This is a genomic window from Paraburkholderia sp. RL17-381-BIF-C, assembly GCF_046026435.1.
GTDB lineage: Bacteria > Pseudomonadota > Gammaproteobacteria > Burkholderiales > Burkholderiaceae > Paraburkholderia.
In genome coordinates this window covers 77,755-98,628 of the sequence record NZ_JARESX010000023.1, presented here as the reverse complement: position 1 = coordinate 98,628, position 20,874 = coordinate 77,755, and the positions used below count along the sequence as shown (strand labels likewise).

The window sequence follows — 20,874 nt, the reverse complement described above, 5'->3', positions numbered from 1 at the left end:
CATGGAATATATCCCTTATCTCGAAGGCTTTGCGTTCTGCACGATCCGGCCGGCCGTCGCGCTTCGCATGATTCCCTTCGGCCAGAGCGACTCGCTAGGAACCAAGTTGCGCCTGCCGATCATGTTCGCCGTTGCCATGCTGCCGCAGCAGGTCGGTTGCCCGCCGAACCTGTTGCTGGCGATGATCGTCGAAGTCGCGACCGGTGCCGTGCTCGGCCTGCTGCTTGGCACGATCTTCCATGCCGCCGGCGCCGCCGGCGCGATACTCGATCAGCAGGGCGGCTATGGGAGCGCTGCGATGTACGACCCGCACTTCCAGCAGGAAGCGGCGTTGTTCGAACAACTGTTTCTGCAGTTCGCCGCGTTGATGCTGTTTACAGGTCCGGGTTTGCCGCTGCTGTTCGGCTTCTTCACGGATGCGTGGGTGCTATGGCCTCCCGGGCAATGGCGCACCGACCTGCTCGATGTGTTCCGGCAACTGGCGCTGCGCAATCTGCCCGACACGCTGACCGAAGGCGTGCGGCTTGCGAGCCCGTTGCTCGGCCTCCTGTTGCTTGTCGACGTAGCGTTCGGGCTCATGTCACGGCATGCGAAGCGGCTCAATCCGTTTGCGAACGCGCGCACCGTGAAAGCCGCGGTTCTGACCTTCGCCGCCGTGCTCAGCGTGCCCGCGTTGTTCGAGCAGTTGCGCGTCGCTTTCGATCATGTGATCCATCTGCGATGAGCGACAAGACCGAAGCGCCAACTCCCAAGCGGATCCGCCGCGCGCGGATGGACGGCCAGATCACGAAGAGCACGCATGTGACGGTGGCCTTCAGTGGCCTGTGCTGGTGGCTGTATCTGTTTATCGAGGGTCCGCATCTGTACGCACTCGGCAGCCGCCTGATCGTGCACGTGACGACGCTGGACGCATCGCGCGAATTCGGCGATCTGCTCGCGTCGACGGGCGGCGCGCTTTACGCTTTCATTGCGCCGGTGCTGATGACGCTCGGTGTCGGCGCACTCGCGGTGCTGGTGCCCGAACTGGTGCAAACGCGCGGCCTGCTCGCATTCAAGCGCGTCGTGCCCGACCTCAAGCGGCTGAACCCGATCAATGGATTGAAGCAGATGTTCAGTCTGCGCCTCGTGTGGGACAGCGTGCTCACGATCATCCAGTTCATGATCCTGCTGCTTCTGTTCGCAGAGGCCATCGAGGCCTGCCTGCGGCAGCTTGCGCCCGCATGGACGTTTTCCTTGCCGGTCCATCTCGGCAATACGGCAATGTCGCACTCGCATCTGCTGGCCTTGATGGCCGCCTCGCAGATCGTGCCCAGCGTTGCCGACTATTTCATCCAGCGCTTTTTGTGGCTGCGCGGCCTGCGCATGGACAAGAACGAAATCAAACGCGAATACCGCGACGACGAAGGCGACCCCTACATAAAGAGCCGGCGTCGAGCGCTTCATCGGGAGCTTGGTCAATAACATGTCGAACCGTTCCATTCTCAGCCGCTACGATCTGTCGGCTTTTCTTGCGCGTCACGCAGACCTTGCCGTCGGCGTGGGCATTCTGGCGGTCCTCGCACTGCTGATCGTGCCAGTGCCGCCGTTCATACTCGATCTATTCATCTGCGTGAGCTTCGCCTCCGGTCTGACGATGCTGAGCGCCACGCTGTATGTGTCGAAGTCCGCGGACCTGGCGAGCTTTCCGTCGCTGTTGCTGATCACCACGCTGCTGCGTCTCGCGCTGGCCATCGCCTCGACCAAAATGATCCTGCTCCATGCGCACGCCGGCCAGATCATCGGCGCGTTCGGCGAACTGGTGGTGGGCGGCAATGTGGCGGTAGGGCTCGTGGTTTTCGTGGTGCTGGCGGCGATCCAGTTCATTGTCGTGGCGAAGGGCGCAGACCGCGTCGCGGAAGTGGCGGCGCGCTTCACGCTCGACGGCATTCCGGGGCGGCAGATGAGTATCGACGCCGACATGCGCAACGGGGTGATCTCGGCTGCGCAGGCGAGCCGTCTGCGCGCGTCGCTCGAACGCGAAACCTATTTCTACGGCTCGCTCGACGGCGCGATGAAATTCGTCAAGGGCGATGCGGTGGCGGGCCTCGTCGTCGCGCTGGTGAATATCGTCGGCGGACTGGCGGTCGGCATCGCGCAGCGCGGCATGTCGTTCGGCGACGCGCTGCACACGTACACGATCCTGACTGTCGGCGACGGCCTCGTGTCGCAGATTCCTTCGCTGATCGTCTCGGTCGCCGCGGGCATTCTTGTCACGAGAGTGAGTGCCGGTGACGGCGCCGACGCGCATCTCGGCAGTGATATCTACAGGCAACTGGCGGAGCATCCGAAAGCCATGGCCATGGCCGGCGTCGCGTGTGTTTCGCTAGCGGTGATTCCGGGTTTTCCGCATGTCCAGTTCATGGTCGCCGGCGGCCTGCTGCTTGCGCTCGCCATCACGCTGATGCGTAACGCCGCGGTCGCCACGAACTCGCAACGCGCGCTGATGCCAGGCATGACGCGCGACGGCGGCAACTACGTGCCGCGTATTCTCGACGACGTCGAGTTGGGCACGAGCGCGGCACTGCGCTTGCGACTCGGCCTGAGCGCGTTCGATGCGCTGCGGCCCGAGGCGCTGAACCGACGGCTCGGTCAGTTGCGCCGCAAGCTGATGGTCGACCTCGGCGTGCCGTTTCCTGGCCTCGCGCTGCTGCGCGATGCGCGGCTCGAACCCGAGCGCTACGTCGTGGATATCGAGGACGTGCCGTTTGCCAGCGGCACGCTGGTCGACGCGCATATGCTGGTGAGCGGCGACGCGAACCGCGTCACGTTCGAGGGGATTGCGGGCTATCGGCCGCGCGCGGAGAGATCGGTCTGGGTGCCGAGCGCGACGGCGGCCTCGCTCGACGATCCGGAGATCCACAAGGCGAGTGTGGACGAGGCGCTATGCGATCACCTCGCGGAGGTGTGCGAGCGCTCCGCGGCTGATTTTCTCGGCACTCAGGAGACGCGCTTTCTGCTCGACCAGCTGTCGATCGAATTTCGTGAGCTGGTTGGTCAGGCGGCGCAGGCTGTGAGCACCGTCCAGCTCGCCAGCGTGCTGCGGCAATTGCTTCAGCAACGCGTGGCGATCCGCAATCTGCGCGCGATTCTCGAAGCCGTGGTGCGCGTGCCGGCGGGCGAGCGCACGATTGACCGGATGGTGCGCCAGGCGCGCATCCAGCTCGGTCCGCAGATCGCGCGCGGCCGCGCCGACCTCGATTCGTGGACGATTTTCGCGGCGGTGCTGGAGCCTTCATGGGAGGCCGAGCTGGAGGCGCAGATCAGAAGCGGTGTCGACGGTGAGCCGCAATGCGTGCTTTCCGTGGAAGAGCTGGAGCGTGCGCAACGGGTTTTCTTGGCTGAACTGGACGGAATCGCGTTGATCGTCACGAACGCGATTCTGCGTCCGCATCTGGCGCGGCTATTGCACGACTTCGGCCGGCGCGTCGAGGTGCTGGCCATCGAAGAGATTCCGCTCGACGTCTACCGCGTCCAGGCTGTCGCGACGCTGGGTGCCGCATGAAGGGGAACGGCATGCCGTCTTTGGAGAAAAGTACGCCGGTGTTCTCGTCCGCACCGACGTTGCGCGGCCGGGTGGTCGAAGCGCGCGGCGTGATCGCGCGGGTGGTGGGTGTGTCGTTGCGGATCGGCGAAAAGGTGCGCCTCGTGCGGCCCGATACGCTGGAGGCGCAATACGGCGAAGTGGTCGGGTTTGCGCACGATGGCGCATTGGTCATGCCGCTTGCCGGTCTGAACGGCCTGTCGGATATCACCGAGGTGCAAGGTTGTGGCTCGGCATGGGGCACGTTCGACGCGGCAGGGTTGCTCGGCCGCGTGGTCGACGGTCTCGGCAATCCGCTCGACGGTGGTTCTGCGCCGCCGCCGCTCGTCAGCGCCGCGGCGCAAGACAGCAGCGGGGCGACGCTCAATCCACTCGAACGGCCGGTCATCACGAGGCCGTTTGCTACCGGCGTGCGGGCGGTCGACGGATTGCTGACCTGCGGCGTCGGGCAACGCACCGGCATCTTCGCGCCTGCCGGCGGGGGCAAGAGCACGATCATGGGCATGATCGCCAACGGCGCATCGACCGATGCGGTCGTGGTGGCTTTGATCGGCGAACGCGGGCGCGAAGTCGCCGAATTCATCCACGACCACCTCGAGCGGCGGCGCGCGTCGACCATTGTGATCGCCGCGACGTCTGATCGTCCCGCCGCCGAACGGATCAAGGCGGCGGAACTCGCGGCGCAGGTCGCGGTAGGGCTGCGCGCGAGCGGACGCAACGTGCTGTTGCTGTTCGACTCGCTCACGCGTTATGCGCGCGCGCTGCGCGAGCTCGGGCTGGCGGTCGGCGAACCGCCGCTGCGAGGCGGTTTTCCGCCCAGCGTGTTTGCGCAGTTGCCGCGCCTGATCGAATCGGCCGGCGTGACGGCGCAGGGCAGCATCACTGCGTTCTACACCGTGCTCGCGGATGAGGCCGACCTGTCCGATCCGGTCGCCGAGGAAGCGCGCTCGCTGCTTGACGGGCATATCCAGCTTTCGTCGAAACTCGGTGCGGCCGGTCACTATCCCGCCATCGATATTCTGCGCAGCCGAAGCCGGTTGATGACGCGCGTTGCCGATGCTGTGCATCAGGCCCGAGCGAACCGTGTGCGCGACTGGCTCGCGCGCTATGAAGAGGTCGAACTATTGCTGCAGATAGGTGAGTACCAGCGTGGTAACGACGCGGAGACGGACCGGGCCATCGACCGGCGCGCGGCGATCGAGCGCTTTCTGCGTCAGCCGTACGATACGCGTTGCGGCTGGGAGGACACGCGCATGCAGTTGCATGCGCTATGCGATGGCGCTCATCCGCTATGACACATAGCGTTGCCAGGCTGGCGGCGTTCTGGCGCGTGCTTGCGCGCGTGCGCCGCTTGCGCGTTCAGCGCCGGCTGCGGGAGATGGTGGACGCGCGCCGCGGCGAGCGTCGCGCCGCGGGTGTGGTGGCCGAGCGGATCGCCGCGCTCGAACGGCATGCGGAGGAGCGGCTACGGGTGCTGGCGTCGTGCCGGCGCGATCTGAGCGCAAGCCGGCAGTGGCATGCGACGCTGCGTGCGCATGACGCGCTTACGCCGACGTTGCGCAGGCAACTGACCGAAGCCGAGGCGGCGCATACGCGAGCGTGCGAGGAAGTGGTGCGAGCTTTGACGAACTGGCGACGCGAGACGGTGCGGCAGGAGGAGGCCGATACGCGTGCTCGTGAATGTTTGATGCGGCTGCGTGAAAGCGGATAGCGTGAAGTCCATTGTCGAGACGGTCCCACGGATCACGGGAAGCAACGAAGCCGGACTGTCTCGAGGACGTCCGGCTGCTTTGCATCGCGTGAACCACGCTGGCACGGTGGGCGGTAATCGACCTCGGGCCGGCTCTCACGCTTCACTCACCGGGCGGAGGGCTGCGGCCGCGCCGGTGAGTATTGTCCAGAATCGGGAGAGTTACGCTGCGTAGCGGTTGAAATCGGCCTGCGTCGGCGCTTTGCCGGTGTGCGGATCGACAAAGCCGGCGGCGCCCATGGTGGCCTCGAGCGTGTAGCCATGCGGTGCGGAGCGGCCGCGGCTCTCCTGCACGGTGAGCGGTGCGCTGCTCTCCTGACTGATGTTGCCGATCGTGTACGTCTTATTTCCCATGCTTAGGGTCGCCGTGTCCGCGTAGGAGACCTTCGAATTGTTCTTGGCTGCCTTCGGGTCGACTGTGAGGTGGCCGCCTGGAATTTTGAAGTCCAAGGCGCCATTGAATGTGCCCTGCTTATCGTAATGCGGGTCGCCCCAAACTTTATTCGTCACGCCGGTTTGCTTGTTGGTGATGGAGATCGACGAGTCGGCCTTCGAGAATTTAAAGTCGAAGGGCTCGGTGTGAATGGTGCCAGTTTTGCCGTCGGTGAAGCCGTCCACTTTGACTTGCGATGAACTCCTATCGCGGTCGTTGCGCGGCGGCGTGCGATCGCAATCGCGCGAGTCCTTCACGGAGCGGCTGTTGATTGCCATATTGCTTTGGCTGTACGACTCGCCGCGATGGTAACCCGGTGCGGGCGGTTGGCCATAGCCGCGGCCGATGCTCGTCGATTGCGCGGTGATTGTGCTGCTCGAGCCGTGCGGCGAGTTGCGGCTGGTCATGGAGAACGACGTCTGCGAGAAGTTGCCCCGCATTCTGGACATCGGTTCCGACGGGCCGCGAGCGCTGAACGAGTTGGCGCCAAAACGCTGCGGCTGTGCTGCAAACTGCGAATGATTGTTCGCGTTGTTATAGACGGCGAAGGAGTTGTAGTGGGCTTGCGTCGTTGTTGACATGTCGATGTTCCGGAAATAAAAAAGTCGGCTTGACCAGATTGACGGAACCGCGTCGCCGACGGTGTGGAATTGGCTCCGTGTATGACATGGTAGAGAGATTCGATTGTCGTTCGGCATACTTATTTATAGGGTGAGAGATGAGATGCAAATTGTTCGGGTGGTCCTATTTTTCAGGAGGTGCCCGTCGTGAGTTAGTGGCTGTAGGCCGACCCACTGCCAAAACCGGAGGGACAGAGCCGTCTAACGCGATCCCAGGCGCAATCAAGGGACGCAGGCGTCGCCGGATTGGCAGCGAGTGCCATCCGTTCAGCTAATACGGCCGGATAAGCACAGGGAGTCGAATTGCGTGGACGGATGCGTCAGATGCCGCAGTTCAGTCGAAGGTTTTCGGCTGATGCATTTCAGGAAGACGCCGAGGCAGTGGTGAAGGCGCTCAATGCTCCGGCGTCGCGTGTTCTATTGCCTGAGTAAATCCGCGTTGAAATGCGCGAGCTCCTCCTGCAAGTACTGATCCCTGATCTGGTCAACCTGGAACACCGTCAGACCGGAATGAGCGGCAATGTCGGCCGGCGTTTGTCCGTTGTTCAGTCGACGGATCACGTCCTGCCGGGTGGCGGGCGGTACAACTGGCGTGGGTGCCGCGGCGATGGGCTGACGGGCCTGTTCGGCCAGGAACTCTTCGTGCAGCTTCCGGGTTTCGTCCATCACATAGCGCTCGATTGTCTGGTTGACGGCCTCCGGCGTCAGACCCAGGTTCTTTGCGATCTGTTCAGCCGGAATCTGGTTTTCGACCTGCCTGAGCACTTCCGATCTCAATGCTTCCGGGCCCAAGGATTGTGGCGCGTCGACGCGCGGGCGTTTTGTCGATGGGTCGGTGTGCCCGCCAGTGGAGGTGCCCGGTTGCGGCGACGCGGGTCCTTCAGACCCGGTCGAAGTTTCGAGTGGTGGGATACTGGGATCTACTTGCGTGAATTGCGCAAGCAATGACGGGTGCGCCCTATATTGGGAACGAATGTCCTGGTCGATGCGATCCACCGTTTCGGGTTGGATATGCATATCGTGTGCTATCTGCTCTCGCGGAATGCCAGCTTCCAGCCGGCTTATGACCGCACATACGACTGAAAGGGAAGCCAGCGGCCGTGCCGGGCGGCTCGAGAGGTCCGTACTCGTCCTCAACCGGCCGACGGAGGATCTGCTCATGCCCGTTTCATTGCTGGTCTCCATAATCGTCCACCCATCCTCAAGCAGGGCTTCAGCTTTTAGCCTTATATGCGGCGGCACATTCGAGAAAGTCATACTGCGTTTCAGGTTGCGACCCTGAGGGGTTTCTACCTTCCCGGCCTCGGTCCCGATGTTCGTCTGGACGGGGTTCTTCAGGTTAGTCGGAACATCGGTTCGTCCCCCAGTGGAGGTGCCCGGTTGCGGCGATGCACGTCCGTGCGGCGCGGCCGAAGCGGTCGGCTGTTGGGCGCCGGTTGCCTGCTGAGGCGCGTGCCTGTCCCGGCGATAATGCTGGTCGATGTAATCGACGGTTTCGGGTTGGATATGTTTATCGCGCGCGATCTGCTCTCGCGGAGCGCCGGCGTTCAGTTGGGCAATGACCTCCTGTCGGAAGGGTTCTGAGCACAGCGGCATCGTCCAGGGATCCGGATTAATAAACGAGCTCTGAATGCGACTGACAGAGTTTGGGCTGATACCCAATAGTGTCGCGACGTCCTTCTGCATCCACCCGTCGCAAAGCAAATCTTTGGCTTTTAGTTTCGTTCCCATCGATATAGGGGTGCCCCCTTGCAGCCCAACATCCCGATGGGTTTCCCACTTCCCGGACCCTGAATCGTGACGCACGGGATAGGTGGGACGGGTCGGATTGGCGGGGTCGTAGATCCGGTAGGTGGTGTTGTCCTTGTCGTATTTCACCGCAAACGCCTGGTGGTCGGCGAGGATGAATTTCTGGCCGTTGGCCGTATCGACATACACGCCCGGCGTAGCCGATGGACCGTACGAGGATGGCACGTTCTTGAGTGCATAGGCTTCGGGCATGCCGCCGGCCGTGAATGCGGGACCTGCGGTCGCGCCGCTCACTGGCGGTTGAACCGTAGAAGACGGGTTGCCCGTCGGACCTGGTTGCAGCTGCATCGCGCCCTCACCAGGCCCGCCCAGCAACGGCTTCAGCGCGCTCTCGCCCGCCTCGGGCTCCCCCCTGCCGAGCAGCAACCCGGTGAACATCGCCCCCAGGTCGATGTTCCTCACCTGCTGACCGGTCAGCCCGCCCTGATTGGGGAAGCTGGCATCGAGCAGCTTCGTGGCGAACCAGTCCATGCCGGGGATCGGCGACAGGTCCGCGACGAACCGGCCGATCGCGTACAGCGCCTTGTCCAAAGGACCGCCAGTGTCTTGCCTCAGCATCGTACGGATCTGCCTGTCGGTGTCCTGTAGTGCGCCCTGATAGCCGGCCGCGAGGTTCTGTACGTAGTTCTGATCATACTTCGGCGGATGGGCCGCCACGCTGCTCAGGGTCGTGGCCGGCGTGGCAGCGCTCAGACCGGGGCCGGGACTGGCCATCGTCGAGAGCGCCTGCTGCTCCAGCTTCGTGACGCGCTGGTGAATGTCCGACCCCGGCTCCGACATGCCCTGCTGGAAGGTGAGCAGATCGCGCGTGCGATCTTCGGGCGAGAGCGTTCGCGCGGTCGAACGGCCACGTTCCTCCTGCGAGTAGCCATCGGGCGAGAGCAGCTTCTCCATCACCGACTGGTACGGGAATGTCTTCCCGTAAGCCGGCAGCCGCGTGCCGCTGTCCCACTCCGAATCGTCGGAGTGGGTGCGCAGGTGGAGTGTGTCCTTGCTGTTATCTTGCGGGTCGTCTGAAATCCTGTAGTGTTCCGCGTCGTCGAGAACCTGCTTCACGCGGGCGCTGGACGCGTCCCAGAGTTTCTTCTGGGCCTCATGAATGTCCTGCGATTCTTGCAGAATCTGATCCTGCATCCGCGACTTGATCCCAACGGCTTCCGCGAAGGCCTGCTCGCACTGGGTGGGCGTGGCGCCCGGCGTATCCATCTTCGTCGCCTCGTTGAGCAACGCGGCCATCTGTTTCTGGCCGTCCTCGCCCAGCAACCCGATGCCGACCGGCGCATTGAATACCGCGTTCATGCGACTGACCGGGTCCGATTCGACGCGGCGCATTTCCTGGTCGACGTCCTGATGCAACGAGGAGCTTGCCGCTTCATAGCCATCTTGCGGCACCGTGCGTAACGCCTCGGCGCGCTGCTCGAACTGCTTGCGCGTGGCCGGGTCCATCTGCGCGAGCGCGGAGGCAAGCTCCTGCTGGTCCTGGTTGACCTGGACCTCGTCGCGCGGCAGGCCGGTCATCACCAGCCTGGCCGTCTTCCACAGGACCATCGCGCTCTTCAGGTCGGCGCCATGGTTGCGTGACTGAGCGCCGCCATCGTACCGACCGACCATGTCGGCGGCAAATTGCGTCGCCGACGTTGAGGTCGACTGCGGCGCGGCCGGCGATACCACCGATGATTGCAACGTCGGATTGGTGGCGTACTTCTGCAGCAACGCGTGTGTTGCAACCGGTTTGTGAGCGCCGCGCTGGCTGTGAGGCTCACGCGATGCCGGCTGCAGGGGTGGTCCCGCCAGCGCGTCACGCGGATCGGGAGCCGGTGGTACGGAAGCGCTGGCCGGGCCGGACGGATAAGGAGATACAAGCGGACCGGAACTGTTGATCGGACTGGTAGACATGGTCGCACCTCGAAGAGTTGTGGACGAACGGTGCGCGATGAAGATCTGCCCACCGTGGTGGTCATCAGATCACCGGCGAACCTGTGGCATGTCATAAGGGGGTATAGATTTTGCATTGGCATTCAGATAGGCGTGACTCTTTGAATGCAGTACCGCGATACCACATCGCACTGACGTGGCGTGACCTAATGATTGCTCGTGCCGCTCCATTCAGAGGTCATCAGAATGACGACGTCCACTATGGGAAGTACCGTACGTGATAGCGAATATGCAGTTAGCTATCCACGGCAAACTGAAAAGTCCGCCGATAAAAATGCCACGCCGCCGTTCCCGGCGATCCAACCGCCCGACCCGCACGACCCGGTCTCTCCTACCGTATCGACGCCGTTCTCCAACAGCCTGAACTTAAAGACTGGCCTTCTTCTATCTACCTTGAACACGCTGCAAGACAGGCCGTCGCTGCCGGGAGGCAGTTCGTTTTCGTCCCGCCTGGTCTCGGCAAACCGCATGGGGCATGCGGGCAATGGCATGGTGTCGAATCTCGGCAGGTTCTTCAGTTCTTTGGGGAAGACACAGGATCCTGACGGTGGACAGGACCCAGCCCTTGCCGGATTGCAGGCGGGTAAGGCGCTGGGCAATGCGATCGGCTACGCGATCGATTTCTCGAAGGTCGAGGACAAGCTGGCAACACTGCGTAATTACCTGCGTGGACCGTTGAGACAGGGCGCGTTCTCGTTTCTCCCCAGTCGCGATCCGCACGAAGAGATCGCGCTGGTCGATTTCCGACCGACTTCGGCATCGAAGCAGTCTCAGACGACCACACTCCGAACCGGTAATGCGCAAACGCAAACGACTGATCAGTTGCAACGGTCGCACGGAACGCAGACCCATTTACTGTCAATGAGTCGAGATAGACCGACTCAAACGGAGAGTGCCGGCATCAGCAGGGCGACTCAAACGCCGCATCTCACGCAGAGCCGCTTCACTCAGGCAGCCTCGAATCAGACGGAACAGCAACCGCCGCATGCGACAGATGGAGAGGCAACGGGTGAGCACAAGTATGCGACGGCAGGCAATCACACCAGTACTCAAACAGATAAGCAAGTCGTCCATGAAGAAACTCAAATAGGGCGAGACGTCCAGGATGCCGAGATCCAGACGCATTCGCGGAGAACAACCGAAAGCGGCGATCAGGCGACACCGCAGTTCGCCGATGCCGGCAATCAGACTCGCATTCATGTGGCAGATCAGAATGTGCAAACGGGTTCGCCGAGTCGACTGGATGAATCGGTTCAGGCAACTGCGCATATGGAGCACAACGGCACTCAAACGAGCCTTCAGCAGCACGACCACGCCGTGCAGACAGTCGATAGGTTAAAAATCAGCACAGCAATTCAGGCCACTCCATTGAAGAACATGGCGGGAACTCAGACGGCGAGCGCGAAGCGCGACGCCGACGTACAGGCCATGCCGCCGAACGCTGTCCCGTCAGTGCCGCGGAAGACGGAAACTACAGCCGGCGCCGGACAACCTTCGCAGCCGGGCGTCCAGCAACGAAAAAATGGGCAGGATGCCGGATCCCAAACTGGCTGGCCGCTGCATGATCGCGAATCTCAAGCGACCGTCGAAAGCCGGTACCATGCCACGCAAGAGTTCCAGCCGATGACGGATCACCATGGCAGTCAAACGGTGGTCATCATGCGCGACCGCGACAACCAGACGGCGCCGCCATTCCGATCGCGTGCGACCCAGACTGTGCCTTTGCCCGCGAGCCTTAACGTTCCTGAGGCTTCACGCAAGGTGCTGCCCGGCAGCGTCAAAGCCAATGGCCACTGGCTGCCGATCGACATGCTCGCGCTGGCGTCGAGTTCGGCGAACGTGAAGAACGACCCGAGCACGATGAACCAGATGTCATTGGCCGCTGACTCGCTCAGTACCACCGGCGATGCCATCAGCGTGGTCAACATCAACGGCAATAAGTTGCTTGGCCTCTCGTCAAAGGCACTGTCGCTGCTCGGCACGGCGATCGGACTTGCGCCGTCTGTCGGGCAGTTGTCGTCCGATATCAAGGAACTGATCCGGAACCCGGGAAACGAGCAGGCGAAATGGAACGTAGGTAACGACTCCGCGCAACTCGTAGCCGGTCTCGCTGCGACGGCTGCGTCGTTTGCGTTCCCGCCGGCGGCGCTCGCGCCGTTGCTGCTGCCGAATTTCGCCGAGATCTATCACGCAGAGGCGCTCAGGAAGCAGGTTGACGATCTGCGCGCGCAGGGACGGGATGCAGAGGCCAACGCACTGCACAAGGAGTATGACAAAGCCGCGCTCAATGCGACGCCGGTGGTGAACTGGTTTTCTTCGTTCTATACGCCTGCCATGCGGCCCGCCATCGAGAGCTTCGAATTATCGCAAGGGAACAAGCCCGGCGCGGCGCCGATGGGCGACATAAGTTCCGGCGCCCACGGCGATCCAACTGTTCTCGTTTACTACGGACAGGCGATGCAGCAACGCGGGCGCAGTCTTGCCACGTCCGCGACACCGTATCTGAAGGCGCTTGCCGAGGGCGCGGGTGCGGACTCCGTGACGGTCGTATCGCATGCGCCGCAAATGTTCGGCTGGCCGTCCACAGGACAGCCGCTGCGCGTATTCGACCGGTCGATCGCGATGACCTATTCGAAAGCATCCGGCTCGGTGAGCTATCAGTTCTTCGGCAAAGAGCAGGACGGGGCTTTCCGGCTGCCCATTCTGAACGAAGGCGTGAAGACCGGCGATGGAAGAAAGAACCTCGTCGTCGTTGGTAATATTCTGGACCCGGACAAACAGCAGGTTAAGTTCGACCTTCAGGCGTATCGCGGCGATAAAACCGGCAGCGTATATCTGACTGATCCCAACCGATATATGGTCTGAGACGTGGGGAATCCGGCCAGTCATTCACCAGAATGTTAGTTGCCAATCCTAAGTTAAATGAAACCCGGCGAGTAAGCATGGCCGCCCTGTGTCCAGAGAACGGTGCGCGTTTGTGGGATCGCAGCCGTGTCGTTCCACTGGCGCCGATATGATCGCGAACGCGTGAAGGCCGCCGGGTTTCAATCGGGCGGCGTCGCGGCGGGGGCCAGTCTGCAGTTGCGCGCTAGCCGTTCGCGACGAAAGACACGCAGCGGCACCAGGAGTAACCCTGGGTATCGATCGGACATGGTGGCGTCTGGGCACGTGTCTTTGCCATGCAGCCATGACACGGCCAGATGGCTTCGGTTAACATTCAACATCAGAAGCGGCGGGGCGCGTCTTTGCCGACGATACCGCCGCGCGTAAGTAGCAGGTAAGTTGCGGCATTTATCGTGTTTGAAAGTCGGTGAGCGATCGCGCATGGCGCAGTGCGGCAGAGGCGATCAGTTGCCGAGGGTTGGAGACACCCGCCGCAGCTTTCGGGCGCCATACGATACGACGTGTCCCAGACGCGTCGGCCAGGTTTTACGTTTCATCTTCACCAAGGGGTTGTCGATGTCTGCGATTGAATCGGTTCTTCAGGAACGCCGCGTTTTCCCGCCCTCCGCAGAAGTAGCGGCGGGTGCAACGATCTCCGGCATGGATGCGTACCGGGCGCTCGCCGCCGAAGCGGAACGCGATTACGAAGGTTTCTGGGGGCGCCTCGCTCGCGAGACGCTAAGCTGGAACACACCCTTCACCAAGGTGCTCGACGAATCGAATGCGCCGTTCTACACGTGGTTCGAAGACGGCCAGTTGAACGCGTCGTATAACAGCATCGACCGTCATGTCGAAGCCGGCAATGGCGAGCGCATCGCGATCATTTTCGAAGCGGATGACGGCACCGTCACCAACGTCACCTATCAGGATCTGCTGCAACGCGTGTCGCGCTTCGCGAACGCGTTGAAGAAGCGCGGCGTGAAGAAGGGCGACCGTGTCGTGATCTATATGCCGATGTCGATCGAAGGCATCGTCGCGATGCAGGCTTGCGCGCGCATCGGCGCCACGCATTCGGTCGTGTTCGGCGGCTTCTCGTCGAAGTCGCTCAACGAGCGGTTGGTGGACGTGGGCGCGGTCGCGCTCGTCACTTCGGACGAACAGATGCGCGGCGGCAAGGCGCTGCCGCTGAAGAACATCGCCGACGAAGCCCTCGCAATGGGCGGCTGCGAAGCGGTCAAAAGCGTGATCGTGTATCAGCGCACCGGCGGCAAGATCGCATGGAACGCAGACCGCGATCTGTGGATGCACGAACTCGCCCAAGCCGAATCGGATCAATGCGCGCCCGAGTGGGTCGGCGCCGAGCATCCGCTGTTCATCCTGTACACCTCCGGTTCGACCGGCAAGCCCAAGGGCGTGCAGCACAGCACCGGCGGCTATCTGCTGTGGGCCGCGCAGACCATGAAGTGGACCTTCGACTGGAAGCCTACGGATGTGTTCTGGTGTACCGCCGACATCGGCTGGATCACCGGCCATAGCTACATCACGTATGGTCCGTTGACGCTCGGCGGCACTCAGGTCGTGTTCGAAGGCGTGCCGACCTATCCGAACGCCGGTCGCTTCTGGGACATGATCGCCAAGCACAAGGTGTCGCTGTTCTATACGGCGCCGACCGCGATCCGCTCGCTGATCAAGGCCGCCGACGCCGACGAGAAGGTGCATCCGAAGAGCTACGACCTGTCCACGCTGCGCATCATCGGTACGGTCGGCGAGCCGATCAATCCGGAAGCGTGGGTCTGGTATTACGAGAACGTCGGCGGCAGCCGTTGCCCGATCGTCGATACGTGGTGGCAGACCGAAACCGGCGGCCACATGATCACGCCGCTGCCGGGCGCCACGCCGCTCGTGCCGGGTTCGTGCACATTGCCGCTGCCGGGCATCATGGCGGCGGTGGTCGATGAAACCGGCCAGGACGTGCCGAACGGGCAGGGCGGCATTCTGGTGGTGAAGCGCCCCTGGCCGTCCATGCTGCGTAACGTGTGGGGCGATCCGGACCGCTACAAGAAGAGCTACTTCCCCGAAGAACTCGGCGGCAAGCTCTATCTCGCCGGCGACGGCGCGGTGCGCGACAAGGAAACCGCCTACTTCACGATCATGGGCCGTATCGACGACGTGCTCAACGTGTCGGGCCACCGGCTCGGCACCATGGAGATCGAGTCGGCGCTGGTGTCGAACCCGCTCGTCGCCGAAGCGGCCGTGGTGGGCCGCCCCGATGCGACAACCGGCGAAGCCGTGTGCGCCTTCGTGGTGCTCAAGCGTGCGCGTCCCGAAGGCGAGGAAGCGGTCAAGCTCGCCAACGAACTGCGCAACTGGGTCGGCAAGGAGATCGGTCCGATCGCCAAGCCCAAGGACATCCGCTTCGGTGAAAATCTGCCGAAGACCCGTTCGGGCAAAATCATGCGCCGCCTGCTGCGCTCGCTCGCGAAGGGCGAGGAAATCACCCAGGACGTGTCCACGCTGGAGAACCCGGCGATTCTCGATCAACTCGGCGAGTCGCTCTGAGCCTGGGTTTGCCTGTGTAAACCGGGGGTAAATGGCAAGAGCGTCCAAGGCGGTGCGCTCTTGACCGATGGCAGCTCCCGGCCACCGAAGCCAGTTCTTCAAGGCCACCGCGCGGACAATCCCGATTGCCTGCCCGGTGGCTTTTTGATACATAGGCGCATGGCCGCGCCGCAGCATTCCTCTCACGCTACGTTCAATCCTCCGCCAGACCCGCCCGCGGTCTCGGCGGCGATGGCGCGCGCGCATCAAAAATACTGGCGCTTCAACGTGGCATTGATTGCGACGTTGATGACCGTGGGCTTCATCGTGTCGTTCGTCTTTCCGCTGATGGCGCCGGCTCTGGCGCAGGTGCGTGTCGGGGGCTTCAGGCTGCCGTTCTACCTCGGCGCGCAGGGCGCGATCCTGATCTACCTGGCGCTGATCGTGGTGTATATCGTGCTGATGCAAGGCGCCGACCGCCGGCTGCAACGCGCCCTGGTTGCGGACGCAAGCATCGGCGTGTGCGTGCCCACCACGAGCGGAAACTGAGCCGATGAAGCTCACGAACCGGCTGATCCGTTCCTACGCCCTCTATACCCTCGGCTTTCTGCTCTTCATTTATGTGATGTGGCGCATCGAACGCACCACGGGTCCGGGAGTGTGGATCGGCTACGTGTTCCTGTTCGTGCCGATCGCGGTGTATGCGGTGATCGGCCTGCTGTCGCGCACGTCCGATCTCGTCGAATACTATGTGGCGGGGCGGCGTGTGCCGTCCGCTTTCAACGGTATGGCGACGGCCGCGGACTGGCTTTCGGCGGCCTCGTTCATCGGCCTCGCTGGCTCGATCTATGCGACTGGATATGACGGTCTCGCGTATCTGATGGGCTGGACCGGCGGCTATTGCCTGGTCGCATTCCTGCTCGCGCCGTATGTCCGCAAGCTCGCGCGCTACACGATTCCCGATTTTCTCGGCACGCGTTTTTCGAGCAATGCCGTGCGCGGCCTTGCGGCGCTGGCGGCTATCCTGTGCTCGTTCGTTTATCTGGTTGCGCAGATCCAGGGCGTCGGCCTGATCGCGACGCGCTTTATCGGCGTGGATTTTGCCGTCGGCATTTTCTGCGGCCTCGCGGGCATTCTGGTGTGTTCGTTTCTCGGCGGCATGCGCGCCGTCACGTGGACGCAGGTTGCGCAGTACATCATCCTGATCGCGGCGATTCTGATTCCCGTGTCGATGATCGCTCACAAGGATGGCCTCGGCTGGGTGCCGCAATTCGACTATGGCCGCTTGATGGGGCGGGTTGAAGGCCTCGAAAAGCAGGTGCGCGAAGCGCCGCTCGAGCAGACCGTGCGCGACGATTATCGACGCCGTGCCGCGCTCATGCAGGTGCGGCTCGACGCGCTGCCGCAATCGTACGTCGACGAGAAGCAGCGTCTCACGCAGGAAGTCGCCGACCTGCGCCGCCATAACGGGCCGCTGCGCGAGATCAAGGAGCGCGAGAGGGCGCTCGAGCAGTTTCCACGCGACGCCGGCGCCGCGCAGATCGTCTGGAGCCAGCGACGCGATGAAATGCTGATGCGCGCGGCCGCACCGGTGCCGATGCATGAGCCGTTCCCCGCCGCGACCGACCAGGATCGGCGCATTCATGAGCGCAATTTTCTGTCGCTGCTGCTGTGCCTGTCGCTCGGGACGGCGAGCCTGCCGCATATCCTGACGCGTTACAACACGACGACCTCGGTCGCGTCCGCGCGGCGCTCCGTGGGATGGACGCTCTTCTTCGTCGCGCTGTTCTATCTGACGGTGCCGGTGCTGGCGGTGCTGATCAAGTACGAGATATTGACCAACCTGGTGGGGCATCACTTCGCCGACTTGCCGCAGTGGCTCATGCAATGGCGCAAGGTCGAGCCGAGCCTGATCAGTCTCGCTGATACGAATGGCGACGGCATCGTGCGTTGGAGTGAGATCCAGATGCAGCCCGACATGGTCGTGCTTGCCGCGCCGGAGATCGCGGGGCTGCCTTATGTGATGTCGGGGCTGATCGCGGCGGGCGCGCTGGCGGCGGCGCTTTCCACCGCGGACGGTTTGCTGCTCACCATCGCCAATGCCTTGTCGCACGATGTGTACTACCACATGGTCGATCCGAACGCGTCGAGTCAGCGGCGCGTGACGATCTCGAAGATTCTATTGCTGGGGGTGGCGCTGTTCGCGTCTTATGTGGCGTCGCTGAACACGGGGAACATTCTGTTTCTGGTCGGTGCGGCGTTTTCACTGGCGGCGTCGAGCCTGTTTCCGGTGCTGGTGCTGGGCGTGTTCTGGAAGCGCACCACGCGGCTGGGGGCGGTGGCGGGCATGGTGGCGGGGCTGGTGGTGTGCATCTATTACATCGTCTCCACATACCCGTTCTTCACGCAGATGACGGGCTTCGCCGGCGCGCGCTGGTTCGGGATCGAGCCGATCAGTTCCGGCGTATTCGGCGTGCCGGCGGGGTTTCTGGTGGCGATCGGCGTGAGTCTGATCGACCGCAAACCGGACGCTTATACGCGGGCGCTGGTGGACTATATCCGGCATCCTTAAACCGGTTTGTGCGAGGGGTCTGGCGCAGGGCGCGAAGTTTGCTATAATTCGGCTCCCCGCCGGAGAGATGGATGAGCGGTTTAAGTCGCACGCCTGGAAAGCGTGTATAGGTTAATAACCTATCCGGGGTTCGAATCCCCGTCTCTCCGCCACCCTTCCAGTAAGCCTTTGCGCGTTTTCGCAAATTCTGCGCTGTGCCATAGAAATGGCCCAATGCCATGGAATTTCACCGCAAGGGTTTCACGCGCGCCGGCTTCCGTCGGTAAATTCGCTGTATTTTCTTGCCCGCCGCATGCGCCAGAAGTGCTTGCGCATGCTCGATCGTCCAGGCATCGCTCGCGCGCTTCTGACACAAGTTCTCACACAAGTCCGCGATCATTTCAAATGGCTGTTGCGCCAATCGCGCGGCGTCACGCCAAAGCGTGAATTGAACCAGTTCGTGAACGAACCCTGCTGCGAATAGCCCAGCAATGCGGAAACCCGCCCGATCGGATAGCGCGGATTGCTCATATAGCGCACGGCAAGTTCGCCCCTGACTTCCTCGACCAGGCGCGAGAAGCTGGTATGGGCCAATTCCAGTTGGCGCTGCATCGTCCGAACGCTCAGACGCAAATGTCGGGCAACCAGTTCGACGGTGGCCTGCTCGATGGGCAGCAACAAATAGATCGCCTTGCGCACTTCCAGCGCGGTCGAATCGACACCCGCCACGTTCAGTGAATCCGCGAGGCTCTCGGCATACCGCACCAGTTCCGGGTCAGCGGCGGGATTCGGGTAGTCGAGATCGGCGGCCGCACACACGAAGCCGTTGAAATCGCTGCCGAACTCCAGCGGACAGCCGAAGAAGCGTCGATGAAACGTCAGGTCTTTCGGTCCCTGATGAACAAAATGGACCGAGCGCGGTTTCCAGTGATCGCCAAGCAGGGCGCTGGAGTGGCGCCAGAGAATGCCGACCGCGAGTTCGATCGCCTGATTCGTTGGCGTGCCCGGTTCGACGACCAGGTCTTCGCGGATGGTGACTGTGTCCCCCACGTCCTCGACGTACAGAGCCAAGGCTTCGTTCAACAGATGCCGGTATTCGACGGTGGCCAGCAGCACTTCGCGCAGCGTGCGCTTGTGCGCGAGCAGGAGATTGACGACACCCGTACCGAACTTCTGCCGGGTCTCGGCCATTTGCAGCGCGAAAGTCGGGCATGCGGCCTTTTCGGCCGTCAGTTCCAGCAGCCGGCACGCGGCGGCTGCCGGGATGCGATCGTCCGGATTGGCAAGCGCCGCGGTATCGATCCCGACCTGCTGTGCAAGCTCGACCGGATTCAGTCCGACCCGCCGCGTCACGTCGAAATAGCCGCTCATGGCTACCGAGCGCAACATCGTTTCCATCCCTTTGTCTCCGCACCCGTCTCGCAAGCGCCGCCGCTGTGTCTGGTAATGAAATGCCTACCGTGCGCGCATCTCGGTGTTAACGCGCAGTGGCATGAAATGCTAAAAGGATGGCGCCCAATCATAAAAGTGTAGCGCAGGATTGCCGTATCGTGCGATCTCAACGGTTCATCATGTTCCGACCAGTTTTGATGCGACAGGCCTTGTCGCACGCGTCGGAATACCGTCCCCCTATTGGAGATCACGATGCAATTCCTCGACGATTCGCTGCACCCCGAGAACCAGGACAAGGTTGTCATCACGACCGCTCCCTACGGCCCGGAATGGATGCCCGAGGACTTTCCGGAAGACATTCCGGTGACGATGGCCGAGCAGATCCAGAAGGCCGTCGATTGCTACAACGCGGGCGCGACTGTCCTGCACCTGCATGTGCGTGAACTGGATGGCAAGGGCTCCAAGCGCCTGTCGAAATTCAACGAACTCATCGCGGGTGTCCGCGCGGCCGTGCCGGACATGATCATCCAGGTCGGGGGCTCGATCTCGTTCGCGCCGGAAGACGACGGTCAGGCCGCAAAGTGGCTCTCCGACGACACACGTCACATGCTGGCCGATCTCGACCCGAAGCCCGATCAGGTGACGGTGGCGATCAACACCACGCAGATGAACATCATGGAGTTGCTCTATCCGGCGTACCTGGAGGGCACCTCGTTGTCCAATCCCGCGCTCATGGCCGCTTATAGCGAAATGACGGTTCCCGCCGGCCCCGCATGGGTCGAGGAGCACCTGCGCCGTCTGCAGGCTTCGGGCATTCAGCCGCATTTCCAGCTGACGGGCATCCATGCGCTCGAGACACTTGATCGCCTCGTGCGCAAAGGTGCCTACAAGGGGCCGCTCAACCTGACGTGGATCGGTATCGGCGGGGGCTTCGACGGCCCGAACCCGTTCAACTTCTTCAACTTCGTGCATCGCGCGCCGGACGGCTGCACGCTCACGGCCGAATCGCTGCTCAAGAACGTGTTGCCGTTCAACATGATGGCGCTGGCCATGGGCCTGCATCCTCGCTGCGGCATCGAAGACACGATCATCGACCAGCACGGCAACCGGATGACCTCGGTGCAGCAGATCGAGCAGTGCGTGCGCGTGGCGCGCGAACTGGGCCGCGAGATCGCTTCCGGCAAGGAAGCGCGCGACATCTACCGCATCGGTGTGCAATACGAAACGGTCGGCGAGACGCTCGCGGCCAACGGCATGGCGCCGAATCGCGAGGCCGGTGTGAAAAACCTGCCGCTGCGCGCGGCGTAAAGGACGGAGCGCGGCTGACGCTTCGCGGAGGTCGGGTTCCGGCCAAAGCAGCGCAGGCTAGCTTCCTCAAAGGCA

General features: G+C 62.6%; 13 protein-coding genes and 1 tRNA gene. 11 read left to right on the top strand and 3 right to left on the bottom strand.

Going from position 1 to position 20,874, the window contains the following annotated elements:
- The first annotated feature begins 1 nt into the window (after position 1).
- From P0D70_RS16550 to P0D70_RS16530, 5 genes are read left to right on the top strand one after another with little or no spacing between them, the layout of a single operon-like run.
- Complete coding sequence (locus tag P0D70_RS16550; RefSeq protein WP_286161964.1) at positions 2 to 724, top strand: EscT/YscT/HrcT family type III secretion system export apparatus protein; 723 nt, start codon at positions 2 to 4, stop codon at positions 722 to 724.
- Complete coding sequence (locus P0D70_RS16545; protein WP_408185301.1) at positions 721 to 1,461, top strand: EscU/YscU/HrcU family type III secretion system export apparatus switch protein; 741 nt, start codon at positions 721 to 723, stop codon at positions 1,459 to 1,461. Before P0D70_RS16550 ends, P0D70_RS16545 begins: the two co-directional genes overlap by 4 nt.
- A 1-nt stretch (position 1,462) precedes the next feature.
- Complete coding sequence (locus tag P0D70_RS16540) at positions 1,463 to 3,541, top strand: flagellar biosynthesis protein FlhA (protein ID WP_408185300.1); 2,079 nt, start codon at positions 1,463 to 1,465, stop codon at positions 3,539 to 3,541.
- 11 nt (positions 3,542 to 3,552) lie between these two features.
- Positions 3,553 to 4,875 (top strand): FliI/YscN family ATPase, encoded by a 1,323-nt coding sequence (locus tag P0D70_RS16535; protein WP_408185299.1) that lies wholly within the window; start codon positions 3,553 to 3,555, stop codon positions 4,873 to 4,875.
- Positions 4,872 to 5,291, top strand: coding sequence for a hypothetical protein (locus tag P0D70_RS16530; RefSeq protein WP_408185298.1), 420 nt, complete (start codon positions 4,872 to 4,874; stop codon positions 5,289 to 5,291). Before P0D70_RS16535 ends, P0D70_RS16530 begins: the two co-directional genes overlap by 4 nt.
- Before the next feature lie 201 nt (positions 5,292 to 5,492).
- Here the strand turns inward: P0D70_RS16530 and P0D70_RS16525 are convergent, their stop codons facing one another.
- Together P0D70_RS16525 and P0D70_RS16520 are read right to left on the bottom strand one after the other, a co-directional pair.
- Positions 5,493 to 6,461: a DUF1521 domain-containing protein gene (locus P0D70_RS16525; protein WP_408185297.1), complete on the bottom strand. Its 969-nt coding sequence runs from the start codon at positions 6,459 to 6,461 to the stop codon at positions 5,493 to 5,495.
- A gap of 339 nt (positions 6,462 to 6,800) precedes the next feature.
- Positions 6,801 to 10,088 (bottom strand): helix-turn-helix domain-containing protein, encoded by a 3,288-nt coding sequence (locus P0D70_RS16520; RefSeq protein WP_408185296.1) that lies wholly within the window; start codon positions 10,086 to 10,088, stop codon positions 6,801 to 6,803.
- A gap of 225 nt (positions 10,089 to 10,313) precedes the next feature.
- Here P0D70_RS16520 and P0D70_RS16515 point away from each other — a divergent pair, with 225 nt between their 5' ends.
- The 5 genes from P0D70_RS16515 to P0D70_RS16495 all read left to right on the top strand — a co-directional run bounded on the left by P0D70_RS16515 (position 10,314) and on the right by P0D70_RS16495 (position 18,272).
- Positions 10,314 to 12,992 (top strand): hypothetical protein, encoded by a 2,679-nt coding sequence (locus P0D70_RS16515; protein WP_408185295.1) that lies wholly within the window; start codon positions 10,314 to 10,316, stop codon positions 12,990 to 12,992.
- A gap of 594 nt (positions 12,993 to 13,586) precedes the next feature.
- Positions 13,587 to 15,569, top strand: coding sequence for an acetate--CoA ligase (gene acs / locus P0D70_RS16510; protein ID WP_091795544.1), 1,983 nt, complete (start codon positions 13,587 to 13,589; stop codon positions 15,567 to 15,569).
- Between the two features lie 159 nt (positions 15,570 to 15,728).
- A complete protein-coding gene (locus P0D70_RS16505) occupies positions 15,729 to 16,097 on the top strand; it encodes a DUF4212 domain-containing protein (RefSeq protein ID WP_408185294.1) in 369 nt (122 codons plus the stop codon).
- Between the two features lie 4 nt (positions 16,098 to 16,101).
- Positions 16,102 to 18,120 (top strand): sodium:solute symporter family protein, encoded by a 2,019-nt coding sequence (locus tag P0D70_RS16500; protein ID WP_408185293.1) that lies wholly within the window; start codon positions 16,102 to 16,104, stop codon positions 18,118 to 18,120.
- Between the two features lie 61 nt (positions 18,121 to 18,181).
- Positions 18,182 to 18,272, top strand: a tRNA-Ser gene (locus tag P0D70_RS16495).
- A 223-nt stretch (positions 18,273 to 18,495) separates the two neighbouring features.
- On the opposite strand, the gene P0D70_RS16490 is transcribed toward P0D70_RS16495, so the two are convergent.
- Entirely contained in the window at positions 18,496 to 19,497 is a 1,002-nt protein-coding gene (locus tag P0D70_RS16490) for an AraC family transcriptional regulator (protein WP_408185292.1), read from the bottom strand.
- A 246-nt stretch (positions 19,498 to 19,743) separates the two neighbouring features.
- Between P0D70_RS16490 and P0D70_RS16485 the strand changes: the two genes are divergently transcribed.
- On the top strand, positions 19,744 to 20,799 hold the full coding sequence (locus P0D70_RS16485) for a beta-keto acid cleavage family enzyme (protein ID WP_091795531.1): 1,056 nt from the start codon (positions 19,744 to 19,746) through the stop codon (positions 20,797 to 20,799).
- Positions 20,800 to 20,874 lie beyond the last annotated feature (75 nt).